The 25,816-nt window shown below is 43.8% G+C and carries 36 protein-coding genes; 32 read left to right on the top strand and 4 right to left on the bottom strand.

What is annotated here, in order from left to right; all coding sequences use genetic code 11:
* Positions 1-46: 46 nt before the first annotated feature.
* The 3 genes from ACYQ28_RS12790 (at position 47) to ACYQ28_RS12780 (ending at position 3,462) form a co-directional block, all read left to right on the top strand.
* Positions 47-1,783 (top strand): acetolactate synthase 3 large subunit, encoded by a 1,737-nt coding sequence (locus ACYQ28_RS12790; protein ID WP_460050337.1) that lies wholly within the window; start codon positions 47-49, stop codon positions 1,781-1,783.
* A 2-nt stretch (positions 1,784-1,785) separates the two neighbouring features.
* Positions 1,786-2,277, top strand: coding sequence for an acetolactate synthase small subunit (gene ilvN, locus ACYQ28_RS12785; protein WP_460050335.1), 492 nt, complete (start codon positions 1,786-1,788; stop codon positions 2,275-2,277).
* A gap of 207 nt (positions 2,278-2,484) precedes the next feature.
* The gene (locus ACYQ28_RS12780; RefSeq protein WP_460050333.1) at positions 2,485-3,462 is read left to right on the top strand and encodes a glycosyltransferase family 2 protein; all 978 of its coding nucleotides are present in this window, start codon (positions 2,485-2,487) and stop codon (positions 3,460-3,462) included.
* 20 nt (positions 3,463-3,482) lie between these two features.
* Here ACYQ28_RS12780 and ACYQ28_RS12775 read toward each other — a convergent pair whose 3' ends face one another.
* Entirely contained in the window at positions 3,483-6,137 is a 2,655-nt protein-coding gene (locus tag ACYQ28_RS12775) for a non-ribosomal peptide synthetase family protein (RefSeq protein WP_460050331.1), read from the bottom strand.
* A 498-nt stretch (positions 6,138-6,635) separates the two neighbouring features.
* On the opposite strand from ACYQ28_RS12775, the gene rpsJ reads away from it, so the two are divergent.
* The 29 genes from rpsJ (at position 6,636) to ACYQ28_RS12630 (ending at position 22,374) form a co-directional block, all read left to right on the top strand.
* Positions 6,636-6,947 (top strand): 30S ribosomal protein S10, encoded by a 312-nt coding sequence (gene rpsJ, locus ACYQ28_RS12770; RefSeq protein ID WP_007644456.1) that lies wholly within the window; start codon positions 6,636-6,638, stop codon positions 6,945-6,947.
* Positions 6,948-7,102: 155 nt separating this feature from the next.
* The gene (gene rplC, locus ACYQ28_RS12765) at positions 7,103-7,741 is read left to right on the top strand and encodes a 50S ribosomal protein L3 (RefSeq protein ID WP_460050329.1); all 639 of its coding nucleotides are present in this window, start codon (positions 7,103-7,105) and stop codon (positions 7,739-7,741) included.
* Positions 7,742-7,755: 14 nt separating this feature from the next.
* Positions 7,756-8,370 (top strand): 50S ribosomal protein L4, encoded by a 615-nt coding sequence (rplD, locus tag ACYQ28_RS12760; protein WP_460050327.1) that lies wholly within the window; start codon positions 7,756-7,758, stop codon positions 8,368-8,370.
* Entirely contained in the window at positions 8,367-8,666 is a 300-nt protein-coding gene (gene rplW / locus ACYQ28_RS12755; RefSeq protein ID WP_460050325.1) for a 50S ribosomal protein L23, read from the top strand. Before rplD ends, rplW begins: the two co-directional genes overlap by 4 nt.
* A gap of 13 nt (positions 8,667-8,679) precedes the next feature.
* Positions 8,680-9,507 (top strand): 50S ribosomal protein L2, encoded by an 828-nt coding sequence (gene rplB / locus ACYQ28_RS12750; protein WP_460050323.1) that lies wholly within the window; start codon positions 8,680-8,682, stop codon positions 9,505-9,507.
* Between the two features lie 33 nt (positions 9,508-9,540).
* Positions 9,541-9,819, top strand: coding sequence for a 30S ribosomal protein S19 (gene rpsS, locus ACYQ28_RS12745; RefSeq protein WP_460050321.1), 279 nt, complete (start codon positions 9,541-9,543; stop codon positions 9,817-9,819).
* Positions 9,820-9,834: 15 nt separating this feature from the next.
* Positions 9,835-10,167, top strand: coding sequence for a 50S ribosomal protein L22 (gene rplV / locus ACYQ28_RS12740; protein ID WP_460050494.1), 333 nt, complete (start codon positions 9,835-9,837; stop codon positions 10,165-10,167).
* 12 nt (positions 10,168-10,179) lie between these two features.
* Positions 10,180-10,857, top strand: a complete 678-nt coding sequence (rpsC, locus tag ACYQ28_RS12735; protein ID WP_460050319.1) for a 30S ribosomal protein S3 — start codon at positions 10,180-10,182, stop codon at positions 10,855-10,857.
* A 13-nt stretch (positions 10,858-10,870) separates the two neighbouring features.
* The gene (gene rplP / locus ACYQ28_RS12730) at positions 10,871-11,284 is read left to right on the top strand and encodes a 50S ribosomal protein L16 (RefSeq protein WP_233086956.1); all 414 of its coding nucleotides are present in this window, start codon (positions 10,871-10,873) and stop codon (positions 11,282-11,284) included.
* Positions 11,284-11,475, top strand: a complete 192-nt coding sequence (rpmC, locus tag ACYQ28_RS12725; RefSeq protein WP_460050316.1) for a 50S ribosomal protein L29 — start codon at positions 11,284-11,286, stop codon at positions 11,473-11,475. The genes rplP and rpmC overlap by 1 nt, the downstream gene beginning before the upstream one ends.
* On the top strand, positions 11,475-11,741 hold the full coding sequence (gene rpsQ / locus ACYQ28_RS12720; RefSeq protein ID WP_460050314.1) for a 30S ribosomal protein S17: 267 nt from the start codon (positions 11,475-11,477) through the stop codon (positions 11,739-11,741). Before rpmC ends, rpsQ begins: the two co-directional genes overlap by 1 nt.
* A 35-nt stretch (positions 11,742-11,776) precedes the next feature.
* Positions 11,777-12,145 (top strand): 50S ribosomal protein L14, encoded by a 369-nt coding sequence (gene rplN / locus ACYQ28_RS12715; RefSeq protein ID WP_460050312.1) that lies wholly within the window; start codon positions 11,777-11,779, stop codon positions 12,143-12,145.
* A 46-nt stretch (positions 12,146-12,191) separates the two neighbouring features.
* Positions 12,192-12,509: a 50S ribosomal protein L24 gene (gene rplX, locus ACYQ28_RS12710; protein ID WP_460050310.1), complete on the top strand. Its 318-nt coding sequence runs from the start codon at positions 12,192-12,194 to the stop codon at positions 12,507-12,509.
* 12 nt (positions 12,510-12,521) lie between these two features.
* Positions 12,522-13,061, top strand: a complete 540-nt coding sequence (rplE, locus tag ACYQ28_RS12705) for a 50S ribosomal protein L5 (protein WP_460050308.1) — start codon at positions 12,522-12,524, stop codon at positions 13,059-13,061.
* A gap of 9 nt (positions 13,062-13,070) precedes the next feature.
* The gene (gene rpsN / locus ACYQ28_RS12700; protein WP_460050306.1) at positions 13,071-13,376 is read left to right on the top strand and encodes a 30S ribosomal protein S14; all 306 of its coding nucleotides are present in this window, start codon (positions 13,071-13,073) and stop codon (positions 13,374-13,376) included.
* Between the two features lie 21 nt (positions 13,377-13,397).
* On the top strand, positions 13,398-13,790 hold the full coding sequence (gene rpsH / locus ACYQ28_RS12695) for a 30S ribosomal protein S8 (RefSeq protein WP_460050304.1): 393 nt from the start codon (positions 13,398-13,400) through the stop codon (positions 13,788-13,790).
* Positions 13,791-13,803: 13 nt separating this feature from the next.
* Positions 13,804-14,337 (top strand): 50S ribosomal protein L6, encoded by a 534-nt coding sequence (gene rplF / locus ACYQ28_RS12690; RefSeq protein WP_460050302.1) that lies wholly within the window; start codon positions 13,804-13,806, stop codon positions 14,335-14,337.
* 11 nt (positions 14,338-14,348) lie between these two features.
* Positions 14,349-14,699, top strand: a complete 351-nt coding sequence (rplR, locus tag ACYQ28_RS12685; protein WP_460050300.1) for a 50S ribosomal protein L18 — start codon at positions 14,349-14,351, stop codon at positions 14,697-14,699.
* Positions 14,700-14,709: 10 nt separating this feature from the next.
* Positions 14,710-15,231, top strand: coding sequence for a 30S ribosomal protein S5 (gene rpsE / locus ACYQ28_RS12680; protein WP_460050298.1), 522 nt, complete (start codon positions 14,710-14,712; stop codon positions 15,229-15,231).
* A 48-nt stretch (positions 15,232-15,279) separates the two neighbouring features.
* A complete protein-coding gene (gene rpmD, locus ACYQ28_RS12675; RefSeq protein WP_460050296.1) occupies positions 15,280-15,465 on the top strand; it encodes a 50S ribosomal protein L30 in 186 nt (61 codons plus the stop codon).
* A gap of 1 nt (position 15,466) precedes the next feature.
* Entirely contained in the window at positions 15,467-15,901 is a 435-nt protein-coding gene (gene rplO / locus ACYQ28_RS12670) for a 50S ribosomal protein L15 (protein WP_460050294.1), read from the top strand.
* Between the two features lie 47 nt (positions 15,902-15,948).
* On the top strand, positions 15,949-17,283 hold the full coding sequence (secY, locus tag ACYQ28_RS12665) for a preprotein translocase subunit SecY (RefSeq protein WP_460050292.1): 1,335 nt from the start codon (positions 15,949-15,951) through the stop codon (positions 17,281-17,283).
* 17 nt (positions 17,284-17,300) lie between these two features.
* Entirely contained in the window at positions 17,301-17,417 is a 117-nt protein-coding gene (rpmJ, locus tag ACYQ28_RS12660; RefSeq protein ID WP_232593856.1) for a 50S ribosomal protein L36, read from the top strand.
* 251 nt (positions 17,418-17,668) lie between these two features.
* Entirely contained in the window at positions 17,669-18,025 is a 357-nt protein-coding gene (rpsM, locus tag ACYQ28_RS12655; RefSeq protein ID WP_460050290.1) for a 30S ribosomal protein S13, read from the top strand.
* A gap of 21 nt (positions 18,026-18,046) precedes the next feature.
* On the top strand, positions 18,047-18,439 hold the full coding sequence (rpsK, locus tag ACYQ28_RS12650; protein WP_460050288.1) for a 30S ribosomal protein S11: 393 nt from the start codon (positions 18,047-18,049) through the stop codon (positions 18,437-18,439).
* 15 nt (positions 18,440-18,454) lie between these two features.
* Positions 18,455-19,075 carry a 30S ribosomal protein S4 gene (gene rpsD, locus ACYQ28_RS12645; RefSeq protein WP_460050286.1) on the top strand — a complete coding sequence of 207 codons (621 nt, stop codon included), beginning with the start codon at positions 18,455-18,457 and terminating at the stop codon, positions 19,073-19,075.
* 27 nt (positions 19,076-19,102) lie between these two features.
* Positions 19,103-20,092: a DNA-directed RNA polymerase subunit alpha gene (locus ACYQ28_RS12640; RefSeq protein ID WP_460050284.1), complete on the top strand. Its 990-nt coding sequence runs from the start codon at positions 19,103-19,105 to the stop codon at positions 20,090-20,092.
* 63 nt (positions 20,093-20,155) lie between these two features.
* Entirely contained in the window at positions 20,156-20,542 is a 387-nt protein-coding gene (gene rplQ / locus ACYQ28_RS12635; RefSeq protein WP_460050282.1) for a 50S ribosomal protein L17, read from the top strand.
* Between the two features lie 380 nt (positions 20,543-20,922).
* Positions 20,923-22,374, top strand: coding sequence for an undecaprenyl-phosphate glucose phosphotransferase (locus tag ACYQ28_RS12630; RefSeq protein WP_460050280.1), 1,452 nt, complete (start codon positions 20,923-20,925; stop codon positions 22,372-22,374).
* An 88-nt stretch (positions 22,375-22,462) separates the two neighbouring features.
* On the opposite strand, the gene ACYQ28_RS12625 is transcribed toward ACYQ28_RS12630, so the two are convergent.
* The 3 genes from ACYQ28_RS12625 to rfbC all read right to left on the bottom strand — a co-directional run bounded on the left by ACYQ28_RS12625 (position 22,463) and on the right by rfbC (position 25,691).
* A complete protein-coding gene (locus ACYQ28_RS12625; RefSeq protein ID WP_460050278.1) occupies positions 22,463-24,028 on the bottom strand; it encodes a SulP family inorganic anion transporter in 1,566 nt (521 codons plus the stop codon).
* A gap of 217 nt (positions 24,029-24,245) precedes the next feature.
* A complete protein-coding gene (gene rfbD, locus ACYQ28_RS12620; protein ID WP_460050276.1) occupies positions 24,246-25,136 on the bottom strand; it encodes a dTDP-4-dehydrorhamnose reductase in 891 nt (296 codons plus the stop codon).
* Positions 25,137-25,154: 18 nt separating this feature from the next.
* A complete protein-coding gene (gene rfbC / locus ACYQ28_RS12615; protein WP_460050274.1) occupies positions 25,155-25,691 on the bottom strand; it encodes a dTDP-4-dehydrorhamnose 3,5-epimerase in 537 nt (178 codons plus the stop codon).
* Between the last annotated feature and the right edge of the window lie 125 nt (positions 25,692-25,816).

Below are 25,816 nucleotides of genomic sequence, written 5' to 3'. Positions count from 1 at the left end.
GTTAGAGCCGACCGAATGCAAACCTAACCGACAAAGAGGACTTAACGTGGAGATGCTATCTGGTGGAGATATGCTCGTTCGCGCTTTGAAAGACCAAGGCGTTGAACACGTCTTTGGCTACCCAGGCGGAGCCGCTCTTCATATTTACGACGCAATTTTCAGACAGCAAGATGTGCAACACATTTTGGTGCGCCACGAGCAAGCAGCAGCCCATGCCGCTGATGCCTACACGCGCGCCACAGGTAAAGTCGGTACAGTCCTGGTCACTTCTGGCCCAGGTGCAACCAACACAATTACCGGTATTGCAACAGCGTACATGGATTCGATCGCCATGGTGGTCCTGTCTGCACAGGTTGTCTCTGATAAAATTGGTGAAGATGCGTTCCAAGAGACCGACATGGTTGGTGTGTCTCGGCCAATCGTTAAGCACAGTTTTGTGATCACAGACCCAGCGGAAATTCCTGAAATTATTCGCAAGGCGTATTACATAGCCAGTACTGGTCGTCCTGGCCCGGTTGTTATCGATATTCCAAAAGACAAGACCGATCCAGCAACCAAATTCCCGTACGAATTTCCTGAGTCTGTAAAGATTCGTTCGTACAACCCGGCGGTTCGTGGTCACAGCGGGCAAATCAAAAAAGCCGTGCAGCTTTTGTTGGAAGCAAAGCGCCCAGTAATTTACGCCGGTGGTGGTGTGATTCAAGGTAATGCTAGCGGTTTGTTAACTGCGATTGCGCAAAAGCTCAATTACCCGGTGACTAATACGTTGATGGGTTTAGGTGCTTATCCCGGCACAGATCGTCAATTCGTGGGTATGTTGGGTATGCACGGTACTTTCGAGGCCAACACTGCAATGCATCACGCGGATGTTATTTTTGCGGTAGGCGCTCGCTTCGATGATCGTGTAACCAACACGCCAAACAAGTTCTGTCCGCACGCAAAGATTATTCATATTGATGTTGATCCTGCGTCAATTTCTAAAACCATCACTGCCGACATTCCAATCGTGGGTTCGGTAGAAAGTGTATTGGCAGAAATGCTGACCTTGATTGAGTCGTCGAAAGTTGAACCGCAAAAACCGGCGTTAAAAGATTGGTGGGCACAAATTGATGGCTGGCGTGAACGTCACGGTTTGTATACGGCTAATCGATTTGATACCAGCGGTGACAAACTTAAACCGCAAGAAGTTGTGCAGATGCTGCACAAGGTCACCAATGGTGATGCTTACATTTGCTCTGACGTGGGTCAGCATCAAATGTTCGCGGCTCAGTATTATCTGTTCGATAAACCACGTCGCTGGATCAACTCCGGTGGCCTTGGAACCATGGGTTTCGGTTTGCCAGCAGCCTTAGGGGTGCAGCTTGCCTTTAGAGATGAATGCGTTGTTTGTATTACCGGTGAAGGCAGTATTCAAATGTGTATTCAGGAGCTTTCAACGCTTACTCAATACCATCTGCCCGTTAAAATCATCTGTTTAAACAACCAAGCCCTTGGCATGGTTAAACAGTGGCAAGACATGCAGTACAGCAGCCGTTATTCCGAGAGCCTATACGAAGAATCGCTGCCTGATTTTGTAAAACTGATGGAAGCTTATGGCCACGTAGGTATGAAAGTTACCAAGCGTGAAGAGCTGGAAGAGAAAATGCGCGAATGCTTCGCTATGAAAGATCGTGTTGTGTTTATGGATGTCAGCGTAGATCCGCTTGAGCATGTTTATCCAATGTTGATCGCGCCTAACGGTTCCATGCGCGATATGTTGTTGAGCAAGACGGAGCGAACTTAATCATGCGTAGAATTATTTCAATTTTGATGGAAAACGCACCAGGTGCACTGTCACGAGTAGTCGGCTTGTTTTCACAGCGTGGCTATAACATTGAAACGCTAACGGTTGCACCAACCGAAGATCCAACCCTGTCGCGCTTGACGTTAACGACTCTGGGTGATGATCATAAACTTGAGCAAATCACTAAGCATTTAAACAAGTTAATTGATGTTGTAAAGCTTGTTGATTTAAGCGAAGGTTTTCACATTGAGCGCGAGATGATGCTGGTTAAGGTCAAAGCAACCGGCGCAGCACGAGCTGAGATTAAGCGTTGTACCGATATTTTTCGCGGCCAAATTGTGGATGTAACCCCAAGTGTTTATATCATTCAATTGATTGGTACCAGCGATAAACTGGATGCGTTTATTCAATCTTTGGGTGAGGTTGCGGTGATCGAAGTGGTTCGAAGCGGCGTTTCTGGTATCGCTCGTGGTGAAAAAGTGCTGTCTGCTTAAGTCAGTCATTTTTCCCATTGCAAACCGCTAAAAGCGAGGTAGTTTCTGCCTCGCTTTTTTTATGTCATTTTTCCCGAATTGAGCGCGAGAAATCTATCCTGTATAGTCGAAAATAACTTCTGTACAGGCTTGGTTCTGGGTTACTTGCATGTTAATGCTGGCGCCGAACGCTAATAATTGTTCAACAACCTATTTAGGACGTTAGTTATGGATTGGACCCAGTGCGATTATTTGGTGGTAATTGTCAATTACAAAACACCGCTACGCACCATAGATTGCTTGAATGAATTATCCAAAGAAGTGGATAAAATCCCAAACACATGTGTTGTTGTTGTCGATAACGACTCCCAAGATGATTCTTGCAGTATCATTGATTCACACATTAAAGCGCAGGGCTGGAATTGGGCATTTGCTTTGCAGGCGCCCAAAAATGGCGGCTATGCGTATGGAAATAATTACGCAATCCGCCAAGCACTAGAAAGCGATTCTCCTCCAGATTATTTCCATTTATTAAATCCCGATACCGAAGTTCGCGAAAACGCACTCGTTATTCTTAAAGACTTTTTAGAAGCGCATCCAAAAGCAGGCATTGCCGGTGGTTGTTTTGAAAATCCAGACGGCTCTTTATGGCAAATCGCGTTTCGTTTTCCTTCCATATTGAGCGAAATTGATCGCGGCTTGAAGTTGGGTGTGGTTACTAAACTGCTCAACAATCATATTGTGCCGCGAGAAATGTCTGATAAAGCCGAACAGGTTGATTGGTTGCCGGGTGCAAGCATGCTGGTGCGTAAAGAGGTTTACCAAACGGTCGGGCTTATGGATGAAACCTATTTTCTTTATTACGAAGAGACGGATTTTTGCTTGGCAGCCAATCGTGCGGGTTGGGAATGTTGGTATGTGCCAGAAAGTCGAGTAATGCACATCGCTGGAGACAGTACCGGAGTGAATTCTGCCGACACTAAGCCTAAGCGTACGCCTAAATATTTATTTGATTCACGTCGTTATTATTTTTCAAAAAATTATTCTGTTTTCTACGCGGCTTTTGCTGACATATTTTGGATTGCCTGCTTCGCACTTTGGCGATTACGCCGAAAAATTCAGGGTAAAACAGACACAGATCCACCACATCTTCTTTCCGACTCAATCAAAAACAGTGTTTTTGCTAAGGGTCCCAACATTTCCTAAATCTAACTTTAGCTGGTGGATTATTTTTTTAATCGACCAGCTAGATCTCTTGCTAATTCATCAACATTGGGGTGTTTTAAAATACCCAAATGGTCGCCGGGAATGGTCTTTACTGTTAAATTTTTCAGATATTTTGACCAGCCTCTGGAGCTTTCAAAAGTAGATCTAGGATCACTTTCGCGCGCTTGATAAAACACTACTTCGCCCGAATACGTAGGTGGAATGTAGTTTTGTGTAAGTATAAGTCGGGCTTTTTCTGCTATATCAAATTGAGGAGATGCGGTTGTATTCGTAGCAATATTTTTTTTGTTATTTAAAATGTGTGATTTTACTTTTTGATAAAGTTTTTGTGGAGTCGATGCTAAATAGACGGCTTTTTCAAGATTTCTTCTAAACGTTGTACCCTGAGCCGAATGCGGTAGCCAAGAATCAAGCATTGCAACCAAGCTCACGGTCTCGCCTTGGTCACTTAAAATAGAGGCTGCTTCAAGTGCTACAATGCCGCCAAAGGATTCCCCGGCGAACAAGTATGGGCCTTGGGGTTGTGATTTTTTTATCTCGTTAATGTATTTTTCCGCAATAACTCGCACGCTGGATAACTCTGTAAGCATATCGGCAAGATTATTTTTTGCGAGTAATTCCAATTCTTCGTGTAAGAAAACGCCAATGGTGCGCTGCTGTTCAGGTAATGCATTTGCAAGATCGCGATACAGTAGTACTCCGTAAAAACAAAACAGCGGGGTTGAGTCGCCAGACTTAAGCTCTACAGTATTTTCGCAAGACAATTGTTTGTCTTTAGAATCGATTAATTCTGCGATGTCGCGCAGCACTGGTCTTTGCAAAAAAGTCTGGATTGGAAGCGCAACTAGAAGCTCGGAATGAATACTTGAAAGCATCTGTGCGGCGGCTAAAGAATCGCCGCCAAGCGCAAAAAAGTCGTCATCAATACCGACTTGAGCCTCTTTCAAAATTGTCTGCCAGATTTTTACCAAGCTAATTTGCGTGTCGGTGATCGCGGCTTGAAACTGAGTTTCACGGACTAATTCATTTCGGGACGGTAAAGTTAAGGCTTTTCGATCAACCTTCATATTATTGTTTAGCGGTAATTTGTCGAGAATGACAAAGCCGTTGGGAACCATAAATGAAGGTAGCTTTTCTTTAAGTGCTAGGCGAATTTCTTTAATGTCTGACTGAATAATGTCGCCGACCAGAAAACCGTAGATTTTGGTTTCGTCGTTTACCAAGAAATTCATAACGGCGGCGTCATGAATTTTTGTTAGTGATTTTATTTGCGTTTCTATTTCAGCAAGCTCAACACGAATACCGTTAATTTTTACTTGAAAATCTTTTCGGCCCAAAACCGCGATATTACCGTTCTTGTCTTTGGCACCAATATCGCCGGTGCGATAAAAACGTTGGCCGTTCAGGTCAATAAACTTTGAGGTATTTTCCTGTTCGTTGTTAATGTATCCCGAAGTAACACCCGGCCCAGAAAAAAATATTTCCCCTTTCTCGCCTTGATCAACAGGTGTGAAATTTTCATCAAGTAGAATGGCTTGAGTGTTGGGAAACGCCTTGCCGACGAGAGATATATCCGCCGGATTTTCTCGGTTAAGTTCGTATCTACAACCCATGCATGCGATTTCTGTGCAGCCATAAATAGTAAATATTTCAGCGTTGGGGAAAATGCGACCGAGTTTTAACATAATATCGGCGGGTACTATATCTCCGCCCGAAGATGCATGACGGACGTGCGCAAACGAAGGGATTTTGGCAGGATCAGTTGCATCTAAAAGTTTTAATATTTTTCGAAGAAGCGTAGGTCCGATATGAAATGTGTTGACCTTGGTAAATACCGTCAACATGGCCTCATCGTTAACGATTAAATCCCTAGGTAATATTTCGATAGTGCCACCGGCAACCAGTGGGCATAAAAGGTCAAATAGGCTAATGCTAAAGCTAAATTTGGCTATTACAGCCATGTGAGTTTGAGTATCCAAGTGAAATTCTTGAATAGCACTTTGAACGTAATAATTTAGGTTTGAGTAGGAGCCCTGTACAGCTTTTGGATTGCCAGTGGTTCCTGACGTAAAAAAGATATACGCAATATCTGAAGGTGTTGTATTTTTTCCAAACAAAGGCTGAGTGCCTTTTTCATCGGAATTGTCGAGCTGGCCTTTTAATGCGTTTTCGCAAAATGTACCAATTGCTGAGCTGGCTAGAACAGAAAAAGAGTGTCTGGAAGTTTGTTTTGGAAAATTGGCAAGATCGGAATCGCTAACAAAACAAATGTTGGCGCCAGTGGTTTCTAAAATGTAAATAATCCGCGTTTCTGGAAAATCGGGATCAATTGGAACATAGGTTCCACCTGATTTTAAAATTGCGAGCAGAATGACTGGATTAAATAAGCTTGGACGTACACTGCAAGCGCAAACAGGTTTGGGGCCAAAACTCGATATTAAAGCGTTTGCTAGTATTTGAGACCGTTGTTCTAGTTCGCGATAGCTAATCGACTCACCCTCAAAACTTGCGGCTATTTTTTCCGGAAATTTTTGAGTGTGCGTTTCAATAGCTGCTAGGGTAAAACAGCGGATCGTTTGGGAGTTTTCTGGAGTCGCGAAACAATGATCGCCGCTAGAGTCGTTATCCGGGTTGCGTTGTAATACATCATCCATCGCCAGAAAATTTCCTTGATTGTGTAATCAGCTGTCCGTTGCTTGGCAAGAGTACTCTGGGCTCCGATCAAAACATGGATGGCTAGAGCCAAACGTGTGGAGGTCGAAAATAGTGATGTTCTGTTACCAATACTGAAAGTCAGAGCGCCAACTATCAAAGAGCCTAAGAAAAACCAGCAAAAGTTAAGATTGAATCTAATTTGCAAAGGTCAGCACATAACTGATGTGAATTATTGCTTAATACACACAAATTTATGACATCTTAGATGGATAATTTTACGCCAACAAGAGGCCAATGCGAAGTTATCTTCGTGTAAAGGTAGTGAGCGGATAGCCGCCAACAAGTGGTGTAAAAAATATCTCTGATTGCCCGAAATATCTTGAGGAAAAGGTTTGACAGTATGATTTTCCGTCTATAGAATTGCGCCTCCTTTTTGACCTGCACGGTCAGAAAGTCCTAACGGAAAAGTTCTTTAAAATTTATTGGAGTTTGGCTCGATGCAGAATCAGCGTATCCGTATTCGCCTGAAGGCGTTTGATCATAAATTGATTGATGCTTCTACACAAGAAATCGTAGAAACAGCAAAGCGCACAGGTGCACAAGTTCGCGGTCCGATTCCGCTGCCAACTCGCAAAGAGCGTTTTACTGTATTGATTTCTCCGCACGTTAACAAAGATGCGCGTGATCAATACGAAATTCGTACACACAAGCGCTTGTTGGATATTGTTGAGCCTACTGAAAAGACTGTTGACGCTTTAATGAAGCTGGATTTAGCAGCTGGCGTTGAAGTTCAAATTAGTCTTGGTTAATAACTCCTGCTTTTTATCGTGTTCGGTCGTATTGCCCTGGCTGAAAACTGGTGAAAAGTCTCGCAAGTCGCCGAATCCCAAGTTTGGGTTTGTGTAACGCTCTGAAATGGGCGGCCATAGCGGGTTACAGCCCCGTACACTAAGAGGTCTACAAAATGACAATTGGTATTGTCGGTCGCAAGTGCGGCATGACTCGCGTCTTTACTGACGAGGGTGTGTCTGTTCCTGTAACCGTGATTGAAATTGAATCCAATCGCGTTGCTCAGGTAAAAAACGATGAAACAGACGGTTATAGCGCTATTCAAGTCGCTGTAGGTTCTGTTCGTGCATCTAAGGTTTCTAAGTCTTTAGCTGGTCACTACGCGAAAGCGAATGTTGAAGCTGGCTCTAGCTTGGTTGAGTTCCGTTTGGAAGGTGAGGAATCTTTCGAAGTTGGTGCTGAGCTTTCTTTAGACGTTTTTGAGTCTGGCCAAAAAGTTGATGTGATTGGCACTTCTAAAGGTAAAGGTTTTGCTGGTGGTGTTAAGCGTTGGAATTTCCGCACGCAAGACGCTACACATGGTAACTCTCTATCACACCGTGCTCCTGGTTCTATTGGTCAATGTCAAACTCCTGGCCGTGTATTTAAAGGCAAGAAGATGGCAGGTCACTTAGGTGCAGTTCGCAAGACTGTTCAGAACTTAGAAGTTGTTCGTGTTGATGCCGAGCGCAAATTGCTGCTTATCAAGGGTGCTGTTCCTGGTGCTCCTGGTGGTCAAGTTGTTGTTCGTCCAGCAGTTAAAGCTCGCGGCTGAGATCAGGGGGTTTCATGGAATTAACCATAGCTACGCCAGAAGGTAGTGCAGGAACAGTAAACGTTTCTGAAGCGACCTTTGGTAAAGAATTTAACCAAGACTTGGTGCATCAAGCAGTAGTTGCCTACATGGCTGGTGCTCGTCAAGGTACAAAAGCTCAAAAAACACGCTCTGAAGTTTCTGGTGGTGGTAAAAAGCCATTCCGTCAGAAGGGCACTGGTCGTGCTCGCGCTGGTACCATTCGCAGCCCTCTTTGGAGAAGTGGTGGTACTACTTTCGCGGCTAAGCCTCGCGACTTCGAACAAAAGTTGAACAAGAAGATGTACCGTGGTGCTCTACGCTGCATTCTTTCTGAGTTGGCTCGTCAAGAACGATTAATCGTTGTTGAATCCTTCGAAGTTGATGCTCCAAAAACTAAGGCTCTTGTCCAAAAGCTTGCACAGTTTGATCTTAACGATGTGTTGATTGTTACCGAAGAAGTAAACGAGTCACTGTACTTGTCTTCACGTAACCTACACAAAGTTGATGTGTGTGATGTCAGTGGTGTTAACCCTGTTTCACTAATTCGCTGTGAAAAAGTATTGATGACAGTTGCTGCGCTTAAAAAGTTTGAAGAGGTGCTGGCATGAGTATTCAAGAGCGAATTTACAAAGTAATTTTAGCCCCAATTCAGTCTGAAAAGTCAGCAATGGCTACTGAGTTGAGCAATCAGTATGGTTTTAAAGTTACCACTGATGCGTCAAAAGCTGAGATCAAAGCGGCAGTTGAAAAGTTGTACGACGTGACCGTTGTCGGTGTTCGTACTCTTAACGTTGCTGGTAAAACAAAGCGAACTCGTTATGGTATCGGTAAGCGCAATGATTGGAAAAAGGCTTACGTTCGAGTTCAAGAAGGTCAAGAAATTGATCTTCAAGTAGCTGACTAAGAGGAGCTGGGAAATGGCTATTGTAAAACGCAAACCTACTTCTCCGGGTCGCCGCTTTGTTGTTAGCGTTGTAAACCCAGATTTGCACAAAGGTGATCCATATGCACCTTTGGTAGAGAAGAAGTCCAAAACAGGTGGCCGTAACAACGCGGGTCGTATTACGACACGTCATGTTGGTGGTGGTCACAAGCATCATTACAGAATCGTTGACTTTAAGCGAAATAAAGACGGTATTCCTGCGAAAGTAGAACGTCTTGAATATGATCCAAACCGCACTGCTTACATTGCATTGGTTTGTTTCGCTGATGGTGAGCGCCGTTACATTATTGCACCAAAAGGTCTTTCTGTTGGTGACGTAGTTGAGACTGGCGTTTCAGCTCCGATTAAAGTTGGTAACACTTTACCGCTTCGTAATGTGCCAGTGGGTTCTGTTGTTCACTGTGTAGAATTGAAGCCTGGTAAAGGTGCTCAGTTAGCGCGTTCTGCTGGAACTTCGGTTCAGTTGGTGGCTCGTGAAGGTAACTACGCAACAATTCGTTTGCGCAGTGGAGAAATGCGTCGAGTTCTATCTGATTGTCGTGCGACTATCGGTGAAGTTTCGAATTCGGAGCATAACCTTCGTTCACTCGGTAAAGCCGGTGCATCTCGTTGGAGAGGCGTTCGACCGACAGTTCGTGGTGTTGCCATGAACCCGGTAGATCACCCGCACGGTGGTGGTGAAGGTCGTACCTCAGGTGGTCGTCATCCTGTGAGTCCATGGGGTACCCCAACTAAAGGGTATAAGACTCGCACTAACAAACGTACCGATAACATGATTGTTCGTCGTCGCGATAAGAAATAAGCGCGCGAATAACTAGCTGAAGAGGAAGTTGCAGTGCCACGCTCACTGAAGAAAGGTCCTTACATCGATCTTCATCTTATTAAGAAGGTTGAAGCTGCGATCGAAAAAAATGATCGACGTCCAATCAAAACTTGGTCTCGTCGTTCGATGATTATGCCTGAAATGGTCGGTCTTACCATTGCTGTTCACAACGGCAAGCAACACGTTCCTGTGTTGATTAACGAAGAAATGGTAGGTCATAAGTTGGGTGAGTTCTCTTTGACTCGCAACTACCGCGGCCATGCGGCAGACAAAAAAGCTAAGAAACGCTAATTCGAGGGTTTAATGATGGAAGTAGCTGCAAAATTGAGCGGTGCGCGTCTATCAGCGCAAAAGGCCCGCTTGGTTGCCGATCAAATCCGTGGCAAGCATGTCGAAGAAGCGTTGGATATTTTGACTTTTAGTACCAAAAAAGGTGCCGCAATCATCAAGAAAGTGCTTGAGTCAGCAATAGCTAACGCTGAGCACAATGAAGGTGCCGATGTAGACGAGCTCAAGGTTTCTACGATTTTCGTAGATGAAGGAATGACAATGAAGCGCATTCGCCCTCGAGCTAAGGGACGTGCAGATCGTATCTTTAAACGATCTTGTCACATCACCGTAAAAGTAGCTGAAATATAAGAGACAGGCGTTATGGGTCAGAAAGTACATCCGACAGGCATTCGTCTGGGTATCGTTAAGAAGCATACTTCTACATGGTATGCTGGAAGTGACGCCTACGCAGACAAGTTATACACAGATTTAAGTGTTCGTGACTATCTGCAAAAGAGTTTAGCTCACGCTTCTGTAAGTCGTATTGAAATTGAACGTCCAGCAAACACTGCTCGCGTAACTATTCACACCGCTCGCCCTGGTATCGTTATCGGTAAAAAAGGCGAAGATGTTGAGAAGCTACGAAATGAGCTTGCCAAGAAAATGGGCGTGCCAGTTCATATCAATATTGAAGAAATTCGCAAGCCAGACATCGATGCTACGCTAGTAGCGCAGAGTGTTGCTTCTCAGCTTGAGCGCCGCGTAATGTTCCGTCGCGCTATGAAGCGAGTTGTACAAAACGCGATGCGTCAAGGCGCTCAAGGTATCAAAGTGCAAGTTGGTGGCCGTTTAGGTGGTGCAGAGATTGCCCGTTCTGAATGGTACCGCGAAGGTCGTGTACCATTACACACCTTACGCGCGGACATTGACTATGCAACGGCTGAAGCTTCAACCACCTATGGAATCATCGGTGTAAAAGTTTGGATCTTCAAGGGCGAAGTTATCGGTGGTGTCGAGCAAGTTGAAGACACTTCTGCTAAGAAAAAACGAACTAAGTAAGGAGTACGCATAAATGTTACAGCCAAAGCGTACCAAATTTAGAAAGATGCAAAAAGGCCGCAATCGCGGTCTTGCAGAGCGCGGCTCTAAAGTTAGTTTCGGTGAGTATGGCTTGAAAGCAACCGGTCGTGGTCGCATTACAGCACGTCAAATCGAAGCTGCACGTCGAACAATGACGCGTCACATTAAGCGTGGCGGAAAAATCTGGATTCGAGTATTTCCAGATAAACCGATTACCGAAAAACCGTTGGAAGTTCGACAAGGTAAAGGTAAGGGTAACGTTGAATATTGGATCTGTCAGATCCAGCCAGGAAAAGTCCTCTATGAAATGGAGGGGGTTAGCGAAGAGTTGGCTCGTGAAGCTTTCCAATTGGCAGCAGCGAAGTTACCTGTAAGCACCACTTTTGTTAAACGGACGGTAATGTGATGAATGCTAAAGAGCTTAGCGAAAAAACAGTTGAAGAGCTCAATAAAGAGTTGGTTGTTAAGTTAGAGTCGCAGTTTAGATTGCGTATGCAATCTGCAACTCAACAGCTAAATCAAACTCACATGTTGAAGCAAACACGACGCGATATTGCCCGTATAAAGACAGTGCTTAAGCAAAAGGCAGGTGAATAATGGCTCAGGCAGAAAACCAAGCTCGTACTCAAACCGGTAAAGTCGTTAGCGACAAGATGGATAAGACAGTTACTGTTCTTATTGAGCGACGTGTTAAGCACCCTGTATACGGAAAATACGTAAGTAAGTCCTCTAAAATCAAAGCGCACGATGAGAACAATGAGTGTAAGGAAGGCGATTTAGTTACAATCGCTGAGACTCGCCCTCTTTCTAAAACCAAGTCTTGGACTTTGGTTAAGATCGAAGAACGCGCAACCGTAATTTGATACACAGAGCATTCTAAAAGTTTCGGAGACGGACGATGATTCAGACACAAAGTTATCTAGAGGTAGCTGACAACTCAGGTGCTCGCCGCGTTATGTGTATCAAAGTACTTGGTGGTTCTCACCGACGATATGCAGCTGTTGGTGACATCATTAAGGTTACCGTGAAAGAAGCAATTCCACGCGGTAAGGTCAAAAAAGGTCAAGTGATGAAGGCTGTGGTAGTGCGTACCAGAAAAGGTGTGCGTCGCCCAGACGGTTCATTGATCAAATTTGATGACAACGCAGCAGTGTTGTTAAACGCAAGCGAAGCGCCAATTGGCACTCGTATTTTTGGCCCCGTAACTCGTGAGTTACGTAGCGAAAAATTTATGAAAATTATCTCTTTGGCGCCAGAGGTGCTGTAAGGTCACGGCTTACAGTATACCGGTCAGAGTTATAGAGGAACGGCAAATGCGCAAGATTAAACGTGACGATGAAGTAATCGTCATTGCCGGTCGAGACAAAGGTAAACGTGGTAAGGTCATCAAAGTTTTAGCTGATGACCGTCTACTTGTCTCAGGCGTGCAAATCGTGAAGAAGCACCAGAAGCCAAACCCACAATTGGGTGTTGCTGGTGGTATCGTAGAAAAAGAAGCCCCGATTCAAGCGTCTAATGTAGCTATCTACAATAGTGCAACCAGTAAAGCTGATCGTGTTGGCTTTAAAATTCTTGAAGATGGAAAGAAAATTCGCGTTTTCAAATCCAGCGGCGAAGCTGTAGACGCGTAAGGTGAGAACAGAATGGCTAAGTTAAAAGAAGTCTACAAATCTGAGATCGCGCCTGCGCTACAAAAAGAGCTCGGCGTTAAGAATGTTATGGAAATTCCTCGCATTACCAAGATCACCGTTAATATGGGTGTTGGTGAAGCGGTTGGTGACAAAAAAGTTTTAGAAAATGCAGTTCGTGACTTAGAGGCGATCACTGGTCAAAAAGTGGTTGTAACTAAAGCTCGCAAATCAATTGCAGGTTTTAAAATTCGTGATGGTTGGCCGATTGGTTGTAAAGTGACTTTGCGTCAAGATCGTATGTACGAATTCTTAGAGCGTTTAGTTTCTATCGCCATCCCACGAATTCGCGATTTCCGTGGTATTAGCCCCAAGCAATTTGATGGTCGCGGTAATTTCTCTATGGGTGTTACCGAACAAATCATCTTCCCGGAAATTGATTACGACAAAGTAGACAAGCTTCGCGGTTTGGATATTTGTATTACCACCACTGCCCGCAATGACGATGAAGGTCGTGCATTGTTGAGAGCCTTTAACTTCCCATTCAAAGGTTAAGAGACTGTTATGGCAAAGAAATCAATGATTGCACGTGATGTAAAGCGTGCGAAAGCCGTTGCTAAATTCTCAGCTAAAAGAGCTGAATTAAAAGCAATTATTGCCAGTCCTGAATCTTCTGAAGACCAAGTTTGGGAAGCGCAAGTAAAATTGCAACAAATGCCTCGCGATGCTAGTGCGACTCGTATTCAGCGTCGTTGTCGAGTAACTGGTCGTCCACATGCTGTTTACCGTAAGTTCGGCCTATGCCGTAACAAGTTACGTGAAGCAGCTATGCGCGGTGATGTGCCTGGCTTAGTTAAAGCCAGCTGGTAAACAGATTCAGGAGCGAAAGTTATGAGCATGCAGGATCCTTTGTCAGATATGCTGACACGCATCCGTAACGCACAGATGGTTGGTAAGACCACTGTAAGCATGCCTTCTTCTAAATTAAAAGTCAGCGTAGCGACTGTTTTAAAAGATGAAGGTTACATTGCCGATTTCGGCATTGAAGGTGATGCAAAACCAACTCTTTCTATTAAGTTAAAGTACTTTGAAGGCAAGCCAGTAATTGCAGAATTGGATCGCGTTAGTCGTCCAGGATTGCGCAATTATGCGGGCAAAAATGAATTGCCATCTGTCCGTGGTGGTTTAGGTATTGCCATTGTATCCACCAGTAAAGGTGTGATGACTGATCGTGCGGCTCGTGCAGCTGGCGTCGGTGGCGAAGTACTCTGCACAGTATTCTAAGTGGAATTTAAACATGTCACGAGTTGCAAAAAGTCCGGTTGAAATACCTGCTGGTGTGAAAGTGGATCTAGACGGTCAATCACTTTCTATTAAAGGCAGCAAGGGTACTTTGGCTTTGGAGATTCACAGTAATGTTGCTGTGACTCAAGAGGAAAACGTTCTTAAGTTCCAACCTCGCGATCAAGCCAAGCAGTCAGTCGCTTTAGCGGGTACAATGCGTGCCCTTGTTAACAATATGGTAGTCGGTGTTACCCAGGGTTTTGAGAAAAAACTTGACTTGGTTGGCGTTGGTTACCGTGCTAAAGCTACAGGCAATACTGTAAACCTGACTTTGGGGTTCTCTCATCCAGTAGATTATGAACTACCTGAGGGTGTTACTGTTGAGACTCCAAGTCAAACAGAAGTATTGCTTAAGAGTGCTGACAAGCATTTGTTAGGTCAGGTTGCTTCGGAAATTCGAGCGTTTCGTCCGCCAGAGCCTTATAAAGGTAAAGGTGTTCGCTATTCCGACGAACTTGTTCGTCGTAAAGAAGCTAAGAAGAAGTAGGTCCTAAGACTATGAATGCAAAAAAAGAATCTCGTTTACGTCGTGCAAGACGCTCCCGAGCAAAAATTCGTGAGTTAGGTGCTACGCGTTTAAGTGTATTTCGTACTCCGAAGCACATTTATGCTCAAATTATTGCTGCCGATGGTGCTAAAGTCTTGGCCAGCGCGTCAACTGTTGAAAAAGATCTACGTGAAGGTAAAACCGGTAACGCAGATGCCGCGGCTACAGTTGGTAAGTTGATTGCCGAACGAGCTAAAGCTGCTGGCGTTACCGAAGTAGCATTTGATCGTAGCGGTTTTAAATACCATGGTCGTATCAAGGCGTTAGCTGACGCTGCGCGCGAAGCAGGTCTGGAATTCTAAAGGTTAAGCAATGGCTAAAGAGAAAAAAGACGATCGCAACAACGGTCAACAAGAAGAAGGTTTGCAAGAGAAGCTTGTCGGTGTTAACCGTGTTGCTAAAACCGTAAAAGGTGGCCGTATTTTTACATTTACCGCCTTAACTGTTGTTGGTGACGGTAATGGCCGTGTTGGTTTCGGTCGCGGAAAAGCTCGTGAAGTGCCACAAGCTATTCAAAAAGCGATGGAAGCAGCGCGCCGTAACATGATTCAAGTTGATTTGGATGGTGATACCATCCAGTATCCAACTAAAGGTCGTCACTCAGCTTCTAAAGTGTACATGCAACCTGCTTCTCAAGGTACAGGCGTTATTGCTGGTGGTGCAATGCGTGCGGTTCTTGAAATTGCTGGCGTACAGAACGTTTTGGCGAAATGTTACGGTTCTACTAACCCCGTTAACGTTGTACGTGCAACTTTTAAAGCACTACAACAAATGGCATCTCCAGAGTCTGTAGCTGCTAAACGTGGTAAGTCAGTAGAAGAAATTACGGGTTAAAATTCGAACTTGCCCTAGGGCAAGTTTTAGAATCTAGGTAGAATTACTATGGCTAATAAAACTGTCAAAGTAACTCAAATTAAGAGCAAAGCAGGTCGGTTAAAAGCTCATCAGGCATGCTTACTTGGTTTAGGGTTACGCCGTATTGGTCACACCGTAGAAGTTGAAGATACTGCTTCTACTCGTGGCATGATTAATAAAGTAAGCTACTTGGTTAAGGTTGAAGGTGAGTAATATGAAACTTAATACTCTAGCTCCAGCTCCTGGCCGGGTATCTCCTAAGAAGCGTCTAGGACGTGGTATTGGTAGCGGTTTAGGTAAAACTGGTGGTCGCGGTCACAAAGGTTTGAAGTCTCGCTCAGGTGGTTCAGTTAAGCCTGGTTTCGAAGGTGGTCAGATGCCACTTCAAAAGCGTCTTCCAAAATACGGTTTTACTTCTCGTATTGGACGTGTGAGCGCAGAAGTTCGTCTTTCTGAATTGAATAAAGTCGACGCAGAGATCATTGATGTAACTGCTCTATGTGAAGCGGGTATCGTTAATGCCTCTATCAAACGTGCAAAAGTTTTTCTTTCTGGAGAAATTACTAAAGCCGTTACGTTGAAAGGTATTACAGCTACTAAAGGCGCTCGTGAAGCGATCGAAGCAGCTGGCGGAAAGATCGAAGATTAATATAATCCATGGCTTAGTTTAGGTTAAGTCGTTTTTGGGGGAAGCCAATGGCTAACGCAGGTGGATTAGGATTCGGAGATCAAAAAGGTTTGGGCGAGCTCTGGGCTCGCCTTCGCTTTCTCTTTATCGCAATTATTGTATACCGAATAGGTACTCATATTCCTGTTCCTGGTATCGATCCCGATAGAGTTTCAGATTTATTCAACCAAAATCAAGGCACAATCCTCGGTCTATTTAATATGTTCTCGGGTGGTGCTTTGGAGCGTATGAGTATTCTTGCTCTTGGGATAATGCCTTACATCTCTGCTTCAATTATTATGCAGCTTATGTCTGCTGTGACTCCTTCATTGGAGCAATTGAAGAAAGAAGGTGATGCTGGTCGGAGAAAGATAAACCAATATACACGTTATTTAACTGTGTTGTTGGCTACCGTGCAGGCCATTGGTATGTCGGTAGGCTTGGCTCAGGGTTTTGCGTACACAGCTGATTTTAGTTTTTACTTTGTCGCTGTAGTTTCGCTTGTAACCGGTGCCGTGTTTATGATGTGGCTTGGCGAACAAGTGACTGAAAGAGGTATCGGTAACGGTATTTCTATGCTGATTTTCGCAGGTATTGTTGCTGGTATTCCTGCTGCTGTTGGTCAAGCGTTTGAATCGGCACGCCAAGGTGACTTGAATGTATTCATTCTTTTGGTTGTTTGTGCGATAGCGATTGCGGTTATTTGGTTTGTTGTGAGAATGGAACGTGGTCAGCGACGCATAACAGTAAATTATGCGAAGCAACAACGTGGTCGTAAAGTTTTTGCAGCCCAAAGTAGTCATCTGCCGCTTAAAGTGAACATGGCTGGTGTTATTCCTGCAATTTTCGCAAGCACGATATTACTTTTCCCTGCATCTATTGCTCAATGGTTTGGTAATAGTACAGGCGGTACAGGTTCTGATTTACTGCAAGAATTTGCCTTGCTTATTGGTCCTGGCCAGCCTTTGAACCTTATTTTGTTTGTGGCTTTGATTATCTTCTTTTGTTTCTTCTATACGGCTTTGATGTTTAACCCGAAAGAAGTCGCGGATAATCTCAAAAAATCAGGGGCTTATGTCCCAGGTATACGTCCTGGTGATCATACGTCGAAATATATTGATAAAGTATTAACTCGTTTGACACTTGTTGGCTCAATATATATCGCAGCTGTCTGTTTATTGCCGCAGTTTTTGATATTAGCAACTGATGTTCCTTTCTACTTAGGGGGTACCTCTTTGTTAATTGCAGTGGTCGTAGTCATGGACTTTATGGCACAGGTTCAGTCTCACCTGATGTCTAGTCAGTACGATTCGCTGATGAAAAAGTCTAATTTAAAGGGCTACGGTAGCGGCGTTGCTCGCTAAATGTGAGGTTAGTTAAAATGAAAGTAAGAGCGTCTGTTAAAAAAATGTGTCGGAACTGTAAGATGGTTCGTCGTAACGGTGTGTTACGTGTGATCTGTAGTGCAGAACCTCGTCACAAGCAACGCCAAGGCTAAGTTTAGCCAAGCGCATTCATAAGAAAAAGCGCAGCTTTGCTGCGCTTTTTCTTATTGGATAGGAGGCACCAACTGTCGTTTGGTTGAGAAATCGCCAAGCTATTGCATTCTTGTGACAGTGTCAGTATGATTGCGCACCTTTTTTAGAGCGGTAAACAACTTTTTACTAGTTTTTCATTGTCTCTGATTATCGTAGTCATACCACTGATCGCTGTTGGTGCTGAAATTTAATATATAGTGGAGTAAGTTGAATGGCTCGTATTGCTGGTGTCAATATACCAGATAACAAACATGCCGTTATTTCCCTCACATACGTTTACGGTGTTGGTAAAACAACCGCTCAACGTATTTGTGCAGCTACGGGAATTGCTGAAACTACCAAAATTGGTGAGCTTTCAGAAGAGCAAATGGACGCAGTGCGTGAAGAAGTAGCAAAGCTTACTGTTGAAGGTGATCTTCGACGTGAGGTTTCTATGAACATCAAACGTTTGATGGACTTGGGTTGCTTCCGCGGCATTCGTCATCGCCGTAACCTTCCACTTCGTGGACAGCGTACAAAGACAAACGCGAGAACTCGTAAGGGTCCGCGCAAACCCATCAAGAAATAATCAACCGAAAGGATAAATTGCATGGCCAAGCCAAGTAATAAAACCACTCGTAAAAAAGTGAAGAAGACGGTTGTTGATGGCGTTGCGCACATTCACGCGTCTTTTAATAATACAATTGTTACTATTACAGATCGTCAAGGAAACACCTTGAGCTGGGCTACTGCTGGTGGTTCTGGTTTCCGCGGTTCTCGTAAGAGTACTCCATTTGCTGCACAGGTAGCCGCAGAGCGTGCTGGCGAAGCAGCTAAAGAATATGGTTTAAAAAATCTCGATGTTGAGGTTAAAGGTCCTGGTCCTGGTCGTGAATCAGCAGTTAGGGCTTTAAATAATGTTGGTTTTAAAGTAACTAACATTACTGATGTGACACCGATTCCTCATAACGGCTGTCGTCCACCTAAGAAACGTCGAGTATAAGGGGGATAGATTTAGATGGCTCGTTATATTGGTCCAAAATGTAAGCTTGCGCGTCGTGAAGGTACCGACTTATTTCTAAAAAGCGGTGCTCGTCCACTTGACTCCAAGTGTAAAGTTGAAACAACTCCTGGTCAGCATGGTGCTCGTCGTGGTCGTTTATCTGACTACGGTGTTCAGTTGCGTGAAAAGCAAAAAGTACGTCGTATCTACGGCCTTTTGGAGAAGCAATTCCGTTCTTATTATAAAGAAGCAGCCCGTATCAAAGGTGCTACTGGTGAGAACCTTCTTCAGTTGTTGGAATGTCGATTAGACAATGTGGTATACCGTATGGGATTTGGCTCTACCAGAGCGGAATCACGTCAGTTGATTTCACATAAGTCTATACTTGTAAATGGTCAAGTAATTAATATTCCGTCATTCCAAATTTCAGTTGGCGATGTAGTTTCAGTTCGTGAACGTGCTAAAAATCAATTGCGCATCAACAACGCTTTAGAGCTTTCTAGCCAGCGTAGTGACGTTGAGTGGGTTGACGTTAATACTGAGAAGAAAGAAGGTACTTTCAAGCGTAAGCCTGATCGTAGCGATTTACCTGCAGAAATTAACGAAAACCTTATCGTCGAGCTTTACTCTAAGTAAGCGCCAGCCAATAACTAAGGTACGATTATGCAGAGTGCTGTAAACGATTTTTTAACTCCAAGAACTATTGATGTTACCGACATCAGCAAAAATCACTCGAAGGTTGTACTTGAGCCTTTAGAACGTGGTTTTGGCCACACATTAGGAAATGCGCTGCGTCGTATTTTGCTGTCCTCTATGCCAGGATGTGCGATTATCGAAGCAGAAATTTCCGGTGTGTTGCATGAATACAGCGCGATCGAAGGCGTTCAGGAAGATGTTATCGAAATCTTACTGAACCTTAAGGGTGTTGCGATCGTTATGCATGGTAAAGAAACTGCTACTTTATCTTTAAGTAAGAAAGGTCCCGGTGTTGTTACTGCTGGCGACATTCAGCTTGATCATGAAGTAGAAGTTGTTAACCCAGAGCATGTAATTGCAAATATCACAGGTGATGTTGAGCTTGATATGAAGCTTACCGTTGCTCGTGGTCGAGGCTATCAACCAGCTGATGCTCGTGTTAGCGATGATGATGAAACTCGTGCAATTGGTCGTCTTCAATTGGACGCTACCTACAGCCCCGTAAAGCGTTTAGCTTACACTGTAGAGAGTGCCCGTGTTGAGCAACGCACCAACCTTGATCGTCTTGTGCTCGATTTGGAGACAGACGGTACGATCGATCCGGAAGAGGCTATCCGTCGAGCGGCTACCATTCTTCAGCAGCAGCTTGCTGTATTTGTTGACTTCGAAGGTGAGAAACAATCTGAGCCTGAAGAGAAACAAGAAGAAGTCGATCCAGTATTGCTTCGTCCAGTTGATGACTTGGAACTTACTGTTCGTTCGGCAAACTGCTTGAAAGCTGAGAATATCTACTATATTGGTGATCTTATTCAGCGTACTGAAGTTGAGCTATTAAAAACGCCTAACTTGGGTAAAAAGTCTCTGACTGAAATTAAAGACATTTTGGCTACACGTGGCTTGTCATTGGGCATGCGCCTAGAAAACTGGCCGCCAGCAAGCCTACGAAATGACGATTAATTAAATCGTTCGCCAATTAACCATTGCTGTGATAGCAATAGAATATTAATAGGATTTAGAGTCATGCGTCATCGTAAAAGTGGCCGTAAGCTGAATCGTAACAGTTCTCACCGTAAGGCTATGTTTAGCAATATGGCTGCTTCTCTTGTTGAGCACGAGTTGATTAAAACTACGTTGCCTAAAGCAAAAGAGCTTCGCCGAGTTGCTGAGCCGTTAATTACTCTTGCGAAGAAAGACAGTGTTGCGAATCGTCGATTGGCTTTTTCTCGTGTAAGAAACGACGCTGTCGTTGGTAAACTTTTCACGGAATTAGGCCCACGCTACCAAAATCGTCCAGGTGGTTACATTCGTATTTTAAAATGCGGTTTCCGTGCTGGTGATAAAGCTCCAATGGCTTACGTTGAGTTGGTAGATCGTCCAGTTGAAGCTGAAGCGGTTGAAGAAAATTAATTTATATTTTCTTAGACGTTTTTACAAAACACCGAGCTTATGCTCGGTGTTTTTGTATGTGCGATATAAAAATATTCTAGACGGTTCAGAATTTGCAGATTATTTCGACACTGTCTAGTTTAGAATTTATTTTTTTACTAATTGCAATATCATTGTCAAATCTTGCTGTAATCCACAAAATTCGTTTGTTTAAAACTCGCTTTTGTATTGTAATTTGTGAACAGCTTCAAACTTAAATGTGTTATTGAACTTTTGTTTGTTCAAATTATTAAGTGATAAGGTGTTTATTTAGTTAATGTTTCCAGACTGCGCTTTTGAATATTCTACAAATTTGTAATGAATTCACCAAAGCGGCAGACACATAGGGAGTGAATGTATTTATGGGAATGAACGCCAAAGGAGTGGTTAAGCCTCATAGTTCTTTATTTGCGTTGTTAGCGCGGGTCGTCGATTGTGCAATCGTAATTACCGGTGTTGTAATCACATCGCTTATCACTGTGCAATCCCTACCTCAAACTTATTTACTGGCAGCGTTAGGCGCCGTTATTTGCCTTCAGTTTGCTGCAGAATTTGCAGAAATTTATCGCTCTTGGCGCTCCGAAACCATCTGGGCTGAAGCTAAGCAAGTTACTTACTGCTGGTTGGCCAGTTTCATTGTAATACTCGCAATAGGAAGCCTAACCAATTTAGAGGCATCATTATTCGCATGGCCTCAGTTTTCTCTTTGGTTTTTTGTCTCCCTTATATTGTTGCTGGGCTGGCGTTTATCAGCTCGCGTCCTTGTACAGAAACTGCGTGATAAAGGTTATAACACCCGTAATGTGGCTATTGTCGGAAACGGTGAGTTAGCGCTTGAAGTTGCTCACAGATTGCAGAAGTGCACTTGGGGCGGTTATGTAATCAGAGGGTTTTATGACGACAGACAAAACCCCGTTAAAAGAGATTTGGAACCCAATCAAAAAGAACGTACTGATTCGGGCGTCTCTCACGTATGCCCTCTCAGCGGGGATTTTTCTGATCTCATTGCCGAAGCTAGAGCAGGAAAAATTGATCAAGTATACCTAACCATTCCAATGCGCGGTGAGGAGAGGATCCGCTGGATCACCAAACGCCTAGCCACTTCGGCGACGTCCGTGTACATCATTCCGGATGTGTTTATGTTCGATTTACTTCATGCGCGAACTGTAAACTTAAACGGTATTCCCGCTATCGGTATTGTTGGTGAACCTAATCGCGGCACCATGTCTATGTTAAAACGGATGGAAGATATCGTTTTGGCGTTGATAATTCTTGCGATTATCAGTGGTCCAATGCTGGTTATCGCCGCAGCGGTTAAACTAACTTCCAAGGGACCAATTTTCTTCCGGCAGACGCGATATGGCTTGGATGGTCGTCCGTTTAAAATGTGGAAATTTAGATCAATGACCGTGTGTGAAGATGACTCTTCTCAAATTAAACAAGCGCAGAAAAATGATACGCGTATCACTAAGCTAGGTGCTTTTTTAAGAAGAACCTCTTTGGACGAACTACCTCAGTTCTTAAATGTGCTTGAGGGCAACATGTCTATTGTTGGTCCTCGTCCTCATGCTGTTGCTCACAACGAAATGTATCGTGAGAAAATATCGGGATATATGTTACGCCATAAGATTAAACCTGGAATCACTGGTTGGGCGCAGGTAAACGGAGCTAGAGGTGAAACTGATACCTTAGATAAGATGGAGCGGCGCGTTGAGTATGACCTACATTATATTCGTAACTGGTCGGTTGCATGGGATATCAAGATAATCTTCTTAACTATCTTTAAAGGTTTCATCAACAAGAATGCTTACTAACTAAAAAAAAGCAAAAAGCCGGGCAAATGCTCGGCTTTTTTATAAAGGTCTAACAACGAAAACGTTATTCACTAACCTCTGCTAAACGCTATCCCAGCTTATCGCTGGCAACGTGATAGATTGGATCTTCCAAGACATTGATTTCACACAAGTCTCCTGCCTTAGAAAGTAACTCTCTACATTCCTCACTGATGTGTCTTATGTGAAGTGTCTTACCGAGGTTCTGATATTTTTCGGCAATAGCATCCAGTGCATCAATACCAGAGTGGTCGCTGATTCTGGATCTTTTGAATTCGATGATCACTTCTTGAGGATCGTTTTCAATATCAAAGATCTCTTTAAAATTACTAACGGACCCGAAAAACACAGGGCCTCTTAAATCGTAGATTTTTCTGCCATAACTATCATAGGAAACATCTGCATAAATATGTTGAGCATGTTTCCAAGCGAATGCCAGAGCGGAGACTATTACTCCGGTAATAACAGCAATGGCTAGATCAAAAAATACAGTCACGACGGACACGAGCACGATGACAAAGGCGTCTGTGATTGGAATTTTGCGCATTATTCTGAAACTAGACCATTCAAATGTGCCTAGCACCACCATGAACATAACGCCGACTAATGCCGCCAGTGGGATTTGCTCAATGAGAGGTGCGGCGAATAAGATAAATGCTAACAAGACCAAGGCTGCAGTGATTCCCGATAACCTACCGCGCCCTCCATTGTTGATGTTAATCATGCTTTGGCCGATCATCGCACAGCCACCCATGGCGCCGAATAGGCCATTTACGGAGTTGGCAACGCCTTGACCAATACATTCCCGATTACCTTTTCCACGCGTGTTAGTCAGTTCGTCGATAACGGTGAGTGTTAACAAAGATTCGATTAAACCTACGGCAGCAATAATGGCTGCGTAAGGCAAAATGATCCAAAGAGTTGCAAAGGTATAAGGAACTTGCGGGATGCTAAAACTGGGAAGTGTTCCTTGTAGCGTAGCTGAGTCGGCTAGGGACTCGGGTAGCTTGTCGGCAACAAAATCGATTACTGTTCTAGCCGGTAGGTCGAGCATTAAAACGGCGAGGGACACGGAGACAATTGCGACGAGGCCTGCCGGTACAGCATTAGTTATTTTAGGCAGAAAGTGCATGATCAACATGGTAATCGCAACAAGGCTGACCATGAATAGCATCTCGGTGCCTTGCAACCACTGCCACACGTCTTCGCTCGATTCGAACTTAAATAAATCTTTTTGAGAAAGAAAAATGACAATCGCTAGCCCATTTACAAAACCGAGCATCACCGGGTGTGGAACAATTCTGATAAATTTTCCCAGTTTTAAAATTCCGGCGATTATTTGCAATATTCCAGCGAGAAGAACGGTTGCAAATAGATATTCGACACCATGCACAACAACCAGTGATGTCATAACGACAGCGGTTGCTCCTGTGGCTCCAGAGATCATTCCGGGCCGACCACCAACAATCGATGTAATTAATCCCATCATAAAGGCGGCGTAGAGACCAACCATTGGCTCTACACCGGCAATAAATGCAAATGCTACGGCTTCCGGTACTAACGCTAGCGCAACTGTTATTCCAGAAAGTACGTCATTTTTAATGTTGGTTGGACGCTGATCCAAGAGGTTAAACATCACTTCCTCTGCTGTTGTGTAATGAGAATGACTATTTTTACGAAGGGTAAAAGGTGCTTATGCTATCAAAATGCCAAGGTAGTGTCTTTGCGCATTTGTTGTTGAAAGGAACTCGGTAATAGAGGATAAGTGGCGTCGTAATTAATAATGTTGGCGAGAGTTATATTTTCTCGATGACTTAACGAGACAAGTTTTGTCATCGAGAGGAGGGGTACAACTACTTTTCGGCTTTAATAAACGAGAGTGCTTTTTCTAAACCGATATTCCAATGCGGAATTTTATGTCCCAAAGTTTTCTCGAGCTTTTGGGTGTTTAGAACCGAGTATAAAGGCCTTGGCGCAGGGGTAGGGTATTGAGAGGTTGGAATGGGATTCACCTTCATGGATTTATTTATTAGCCCGTCAACCTTGGCAGCAGCGAAAATCGCAACGGCAAACTCATACCAATTGGTTTCGCCATTGCTGGAGCAATGATAAATACCCCAATTTACGACTTGTTTTGTGCGTATTTGCTCAACAAAAAAGACAATGCTCGCGACAATATCGCCGGAATAGGTAGGTCTTCCTCTTTGATCTGAGACGACATTAATCTCATCTCTACCTTCGCTTAATCGCAGCATGGTTTTAACGAAATTGGCGCCGTACTCACCAAACACCCAACTGGTTCTCAAGATAATATGCTTTGCGTTTGAGGCTGTTAAACTCAGGTCTCCGAGTAATTTTGTTTTTCCATAAACACTCAAAGGCCCTGTTTCATCGGTTTCTTGATAGGGTTCCTTAGCTTCTCCGGTATACACATAATCGGTTGAAATATGGATGACGGGAGCATCGAGCTTTTGGGTTTCTTTACCGATAGTTTCCATTGCTGTGTGATTAACAAGGTCTGCAGTAATTTCATCACTCTCTGCTTTGTCAACTGCAGTGTAGGCGCAGCAATTAATGACAAGATCTGGACGAATTAGAGAGATTTGTTCTTTTATTTTTTGTGTGTCTGTAAAGTCGCAGTCTTCGCGATCCAGGGCATACAGAGATAAATCCTCGATGGCTTTTAATGCATTAACTAAGCTGGTTCCAACTTGCCCTTTTGCCCCAAAAATTAAAATTTTCACTCTAATTCCTTCGTTAAATTATGCGTTTAGTTCTTTTAGCGTCGGTAGAATCGAATCTTTTTCTGAAAGCTTGGGATCGAGAATCGGCCAATCGATACCGACATCGGGGTCGTTCCATATGATGCCACCTTCGTCACTTGGGTCATAATAATCTGTGCATTTGTACTCGAAATCGGCGGTGTCGCTCAGTACAACAAAACCATGCGCGTAGCCGGGTGGAACCCAGAATTGTCGCTTATTGGTTTCGCTCAATATGACGCCTTCGTATTGACCGTAAGTAGGTGAGGCAGGGTTTATGTCTACGGCTACGTCGTATACTTCGCCGCGCACAACTCGAACCAGTTTTCCTTGAGGCTTGGACTTTTGAAAGTGAAGTCCGCGTAATACCCCTTTAGACGATCGTGAATGGTTATCTTGAACGAATTCTAGGTGAATTCCAGCGAGATCTTTGTATCGATCTTTCTGAAAGGTTTCCAAGAAAAAACCTCTTTCGTCACCAAAAATCTTTGGCTCTATGATTACCACACCTTCAAGCTTTGTTGTTAGGATTTCCATTTTTATCTACTCTAAATGAATTAAATAATTGATGAGTAATTTTATTTTGTTTGTCTAAAAGACATCATTTATTACGCTGAAGTTGTTTTATGCTGAACAAACTTACAAAATATGCAAACTACAAC

Source organism: Sessilibacter sp. MAH1 (assembly GCF_054658315.1).
This window is presented reverse-complemented; position numbering and strand designations above follow the sequence as displayed.

Coding starts and splice junctions, on each gene's coding strand:
- rpmD (WP_460050296.1), top strand. CDS start 15,280: ATGGCTAATAAAACTGTCAAAGTAACTCAAATTAAGAGCAAAGCAGGT.
- ACYQ28_RS12625 (WP_460050278.1), bottom strand. CDS start 24,028: ATGTTTAACCTCTTGGATCAGCGTCCAACCAACATTAAAAATGACGTA.
- rplP (WP_233086956.1), top strand. CDS start 10,871: ATGTTACAGCCAAAGCGTACCAAATTTAGAAAGATGCAAAAAGGCCGC.
- rpsN (WP_460050306.1), top strand. CDS start 13,071: ATGGCAAAGAAATCAATGATTGCACGTGATGTAAAGCGTGCGAAAGCC.
- rplE (WP_460050308.1), top strand. CDS start 12,522: ATGGCTAAGTTAAAAGAAGTCTACAAATCTGAGATCGCGCCTGCGCTA.
- rpmJ (WP_232593856.1), top strand. CDS start 17,301: ATGAAAGTAAGAGCGTCTGTTAAAAAAATGTGTCGGAACTGTAAGATG.
- rpsJ (WP_007644456.1), top strand. CDS start 6,636: ATGCAGAATCAGCGTATCCGTATTCGCCTGAAGGCGTTTGATCATAAA.
- ACYQ28_RS12775 (WP_460050331.1), bottom strand. CDS start 6,137: ATGGATGATGTATTACAACGCAACCCGGATAACGACTCTAGCGGCGAT.
- rpsE (WP_460050298.1), top strand. CDS start 14,710: ATGGCTAAAGAGAAAAAAGACGATCGCAACAACGGTCAACAAGAAGAA.
- rpsM (WP_460050290.1), top strand. CDS start 17,669: ATGGCTCGTATTGCTGGTGTCAATATACCAGATAACAAACATGCCGTT.
- rplV (WP_460050494.1), top strand. CDS start 9,835: ATGGAAGTAGCTGCAAAATTGAGCGGTGCGCGTCTATCAGCGCAAAAG.
- rpmC (WP_460050316.1), top strand. CDS start 11,284: ATGAATGCTAAAGAGCTTAGCGAAAAAACAGTTGAAGAGCTCAATAAA.
- rplX (WP_460050310.1), top strand. CDS start 12,192: ATGCGCAAGATTAAACGTGACGATGAAGTAATCGTCATTGCCGGTCGA.
- secY (WP_460050292.1), top strand. CDS start 15,949: ATGGCTAACGCAGGTGGATTAGGATTCGGAGATCAAAAAGGTTTGGGC.
- rplO (WP_460050294.1), top strand. CDS start 15,467: ATGAAACTTAATACTCTAGCTCCAGCTCCTGGCCGGGTATCTCCTAAG.
- rpsQ (WP_460050314.1), top strand. CDS start 11,475: ATGGCTCAGGCAGAAAACCAAGCTCGTACTCAAACCGGTAAAGTCGTT.
- rpsD (WP_460050286.1), top strand. CDS start 18,455: ATGGCTCGTTATATTGGTCCAAAATGTAAGCTTGCGCGTCGTGAAGGT.
- rplW (WP_460050325.1), top strand. CDS start 8,367: ATGAGTATTCAAGAGCGAATTTACAAAGTAATTTTAGCCCCAATTCAG.
- rplB (WP_460050323.1), top strand. CDS start 8,680: ATGGCTATTGTAAAACGCAAACCTACTTCTCCGGGTCGCCGCTTTGTT.
- rplQ (WP_460050282.1), top strand. CDS start 20,156: ATGCGTCATCGTAAAAGTGGCCGTAAGCTGAATCGTAACAGTTCTCAC.
- rplN (WP_460050312.1), top strand. CDS start 11,777: ATGATTCAGACACAAAGTTATCTAGAGGTAGCTGACAACTCAGGTGCT.
- rpsK (WP_460050288.1), top strand. CDS start 18,047: ATGGCCAAGCCAAGTAATAAAACCACTCGTAAAAAAGTGAAGAAGACG.
- rplD (WP_460050327.1), top strand. CDS start 7,756: ATGGAATTAACCATAGCTACGCCAGAAGGTAGTGCAGGAACAGTAAAC.
- rfbC (WP_460050274.1), bottom strand. CDS start 25,691: ATGGAAATCCTAACAACAAAGCTTGAAGGTGTGGTAATCATAGAGCCA.
- ACYQ28_RS12780 (WP_460050333.1), top strand. CDS start 2,485: ATGGATTGGACCCAGTGCGATTATTTGGTGGTAATTGTCAATTACAAA.
- ACYQ28_RS12630 (WP_460050280.1), top strand. CDS start 20,923: ATGGGAATGAACGCCAAAGGAGTGGTTAAGCCTCATAGTTCTTTATTT.
- rplF (WP_460050302.1), top strand. CDS start 13,804: ATGTCACGAGTTGCAAAAAGTCCGGTTGAAATACCTGCTGGTGTGAAA.
- rpsC (WP_460050319.1), top strand. CDS start 10,180: ATGGGTCAGAAAGTACATCCGACAGGCATTCGTCTGGGTATCGTTAAG.
- rpsH (WP_460050304.1), top strand. CDS start 13,398: ATGAGCATGCAGGATCCTTTGTCAGATATGCTGACACGCATCCGTAAC.
- rplC (WP_460050329.1), top strand. CDS start 7,103: ATGACAATTGGTATTGTCGGTCGCAAGTGCGGCATGACTCGCGTCTTT.
- rplR (WP_460050300.1), top strand. CDS start 14,349: ATGAATGCAAAAAAAGAATCTCGTTTACGTCGTGCAAGACGCTCCCGA.
- ACYQ28_RS12640 (WP_460050284.1), top strand. CDS start 19,103: ATGCAGAGTGCTGTAAACGATTTTTTAACTCCAAGAACTATTGATGTT.
- ilvN (WP_460050335.1), top strand. CDS start 1,786: ATGCGTAGAATTATTTCAATTTTGATGGAAAACGCACCAGGTGCACTG.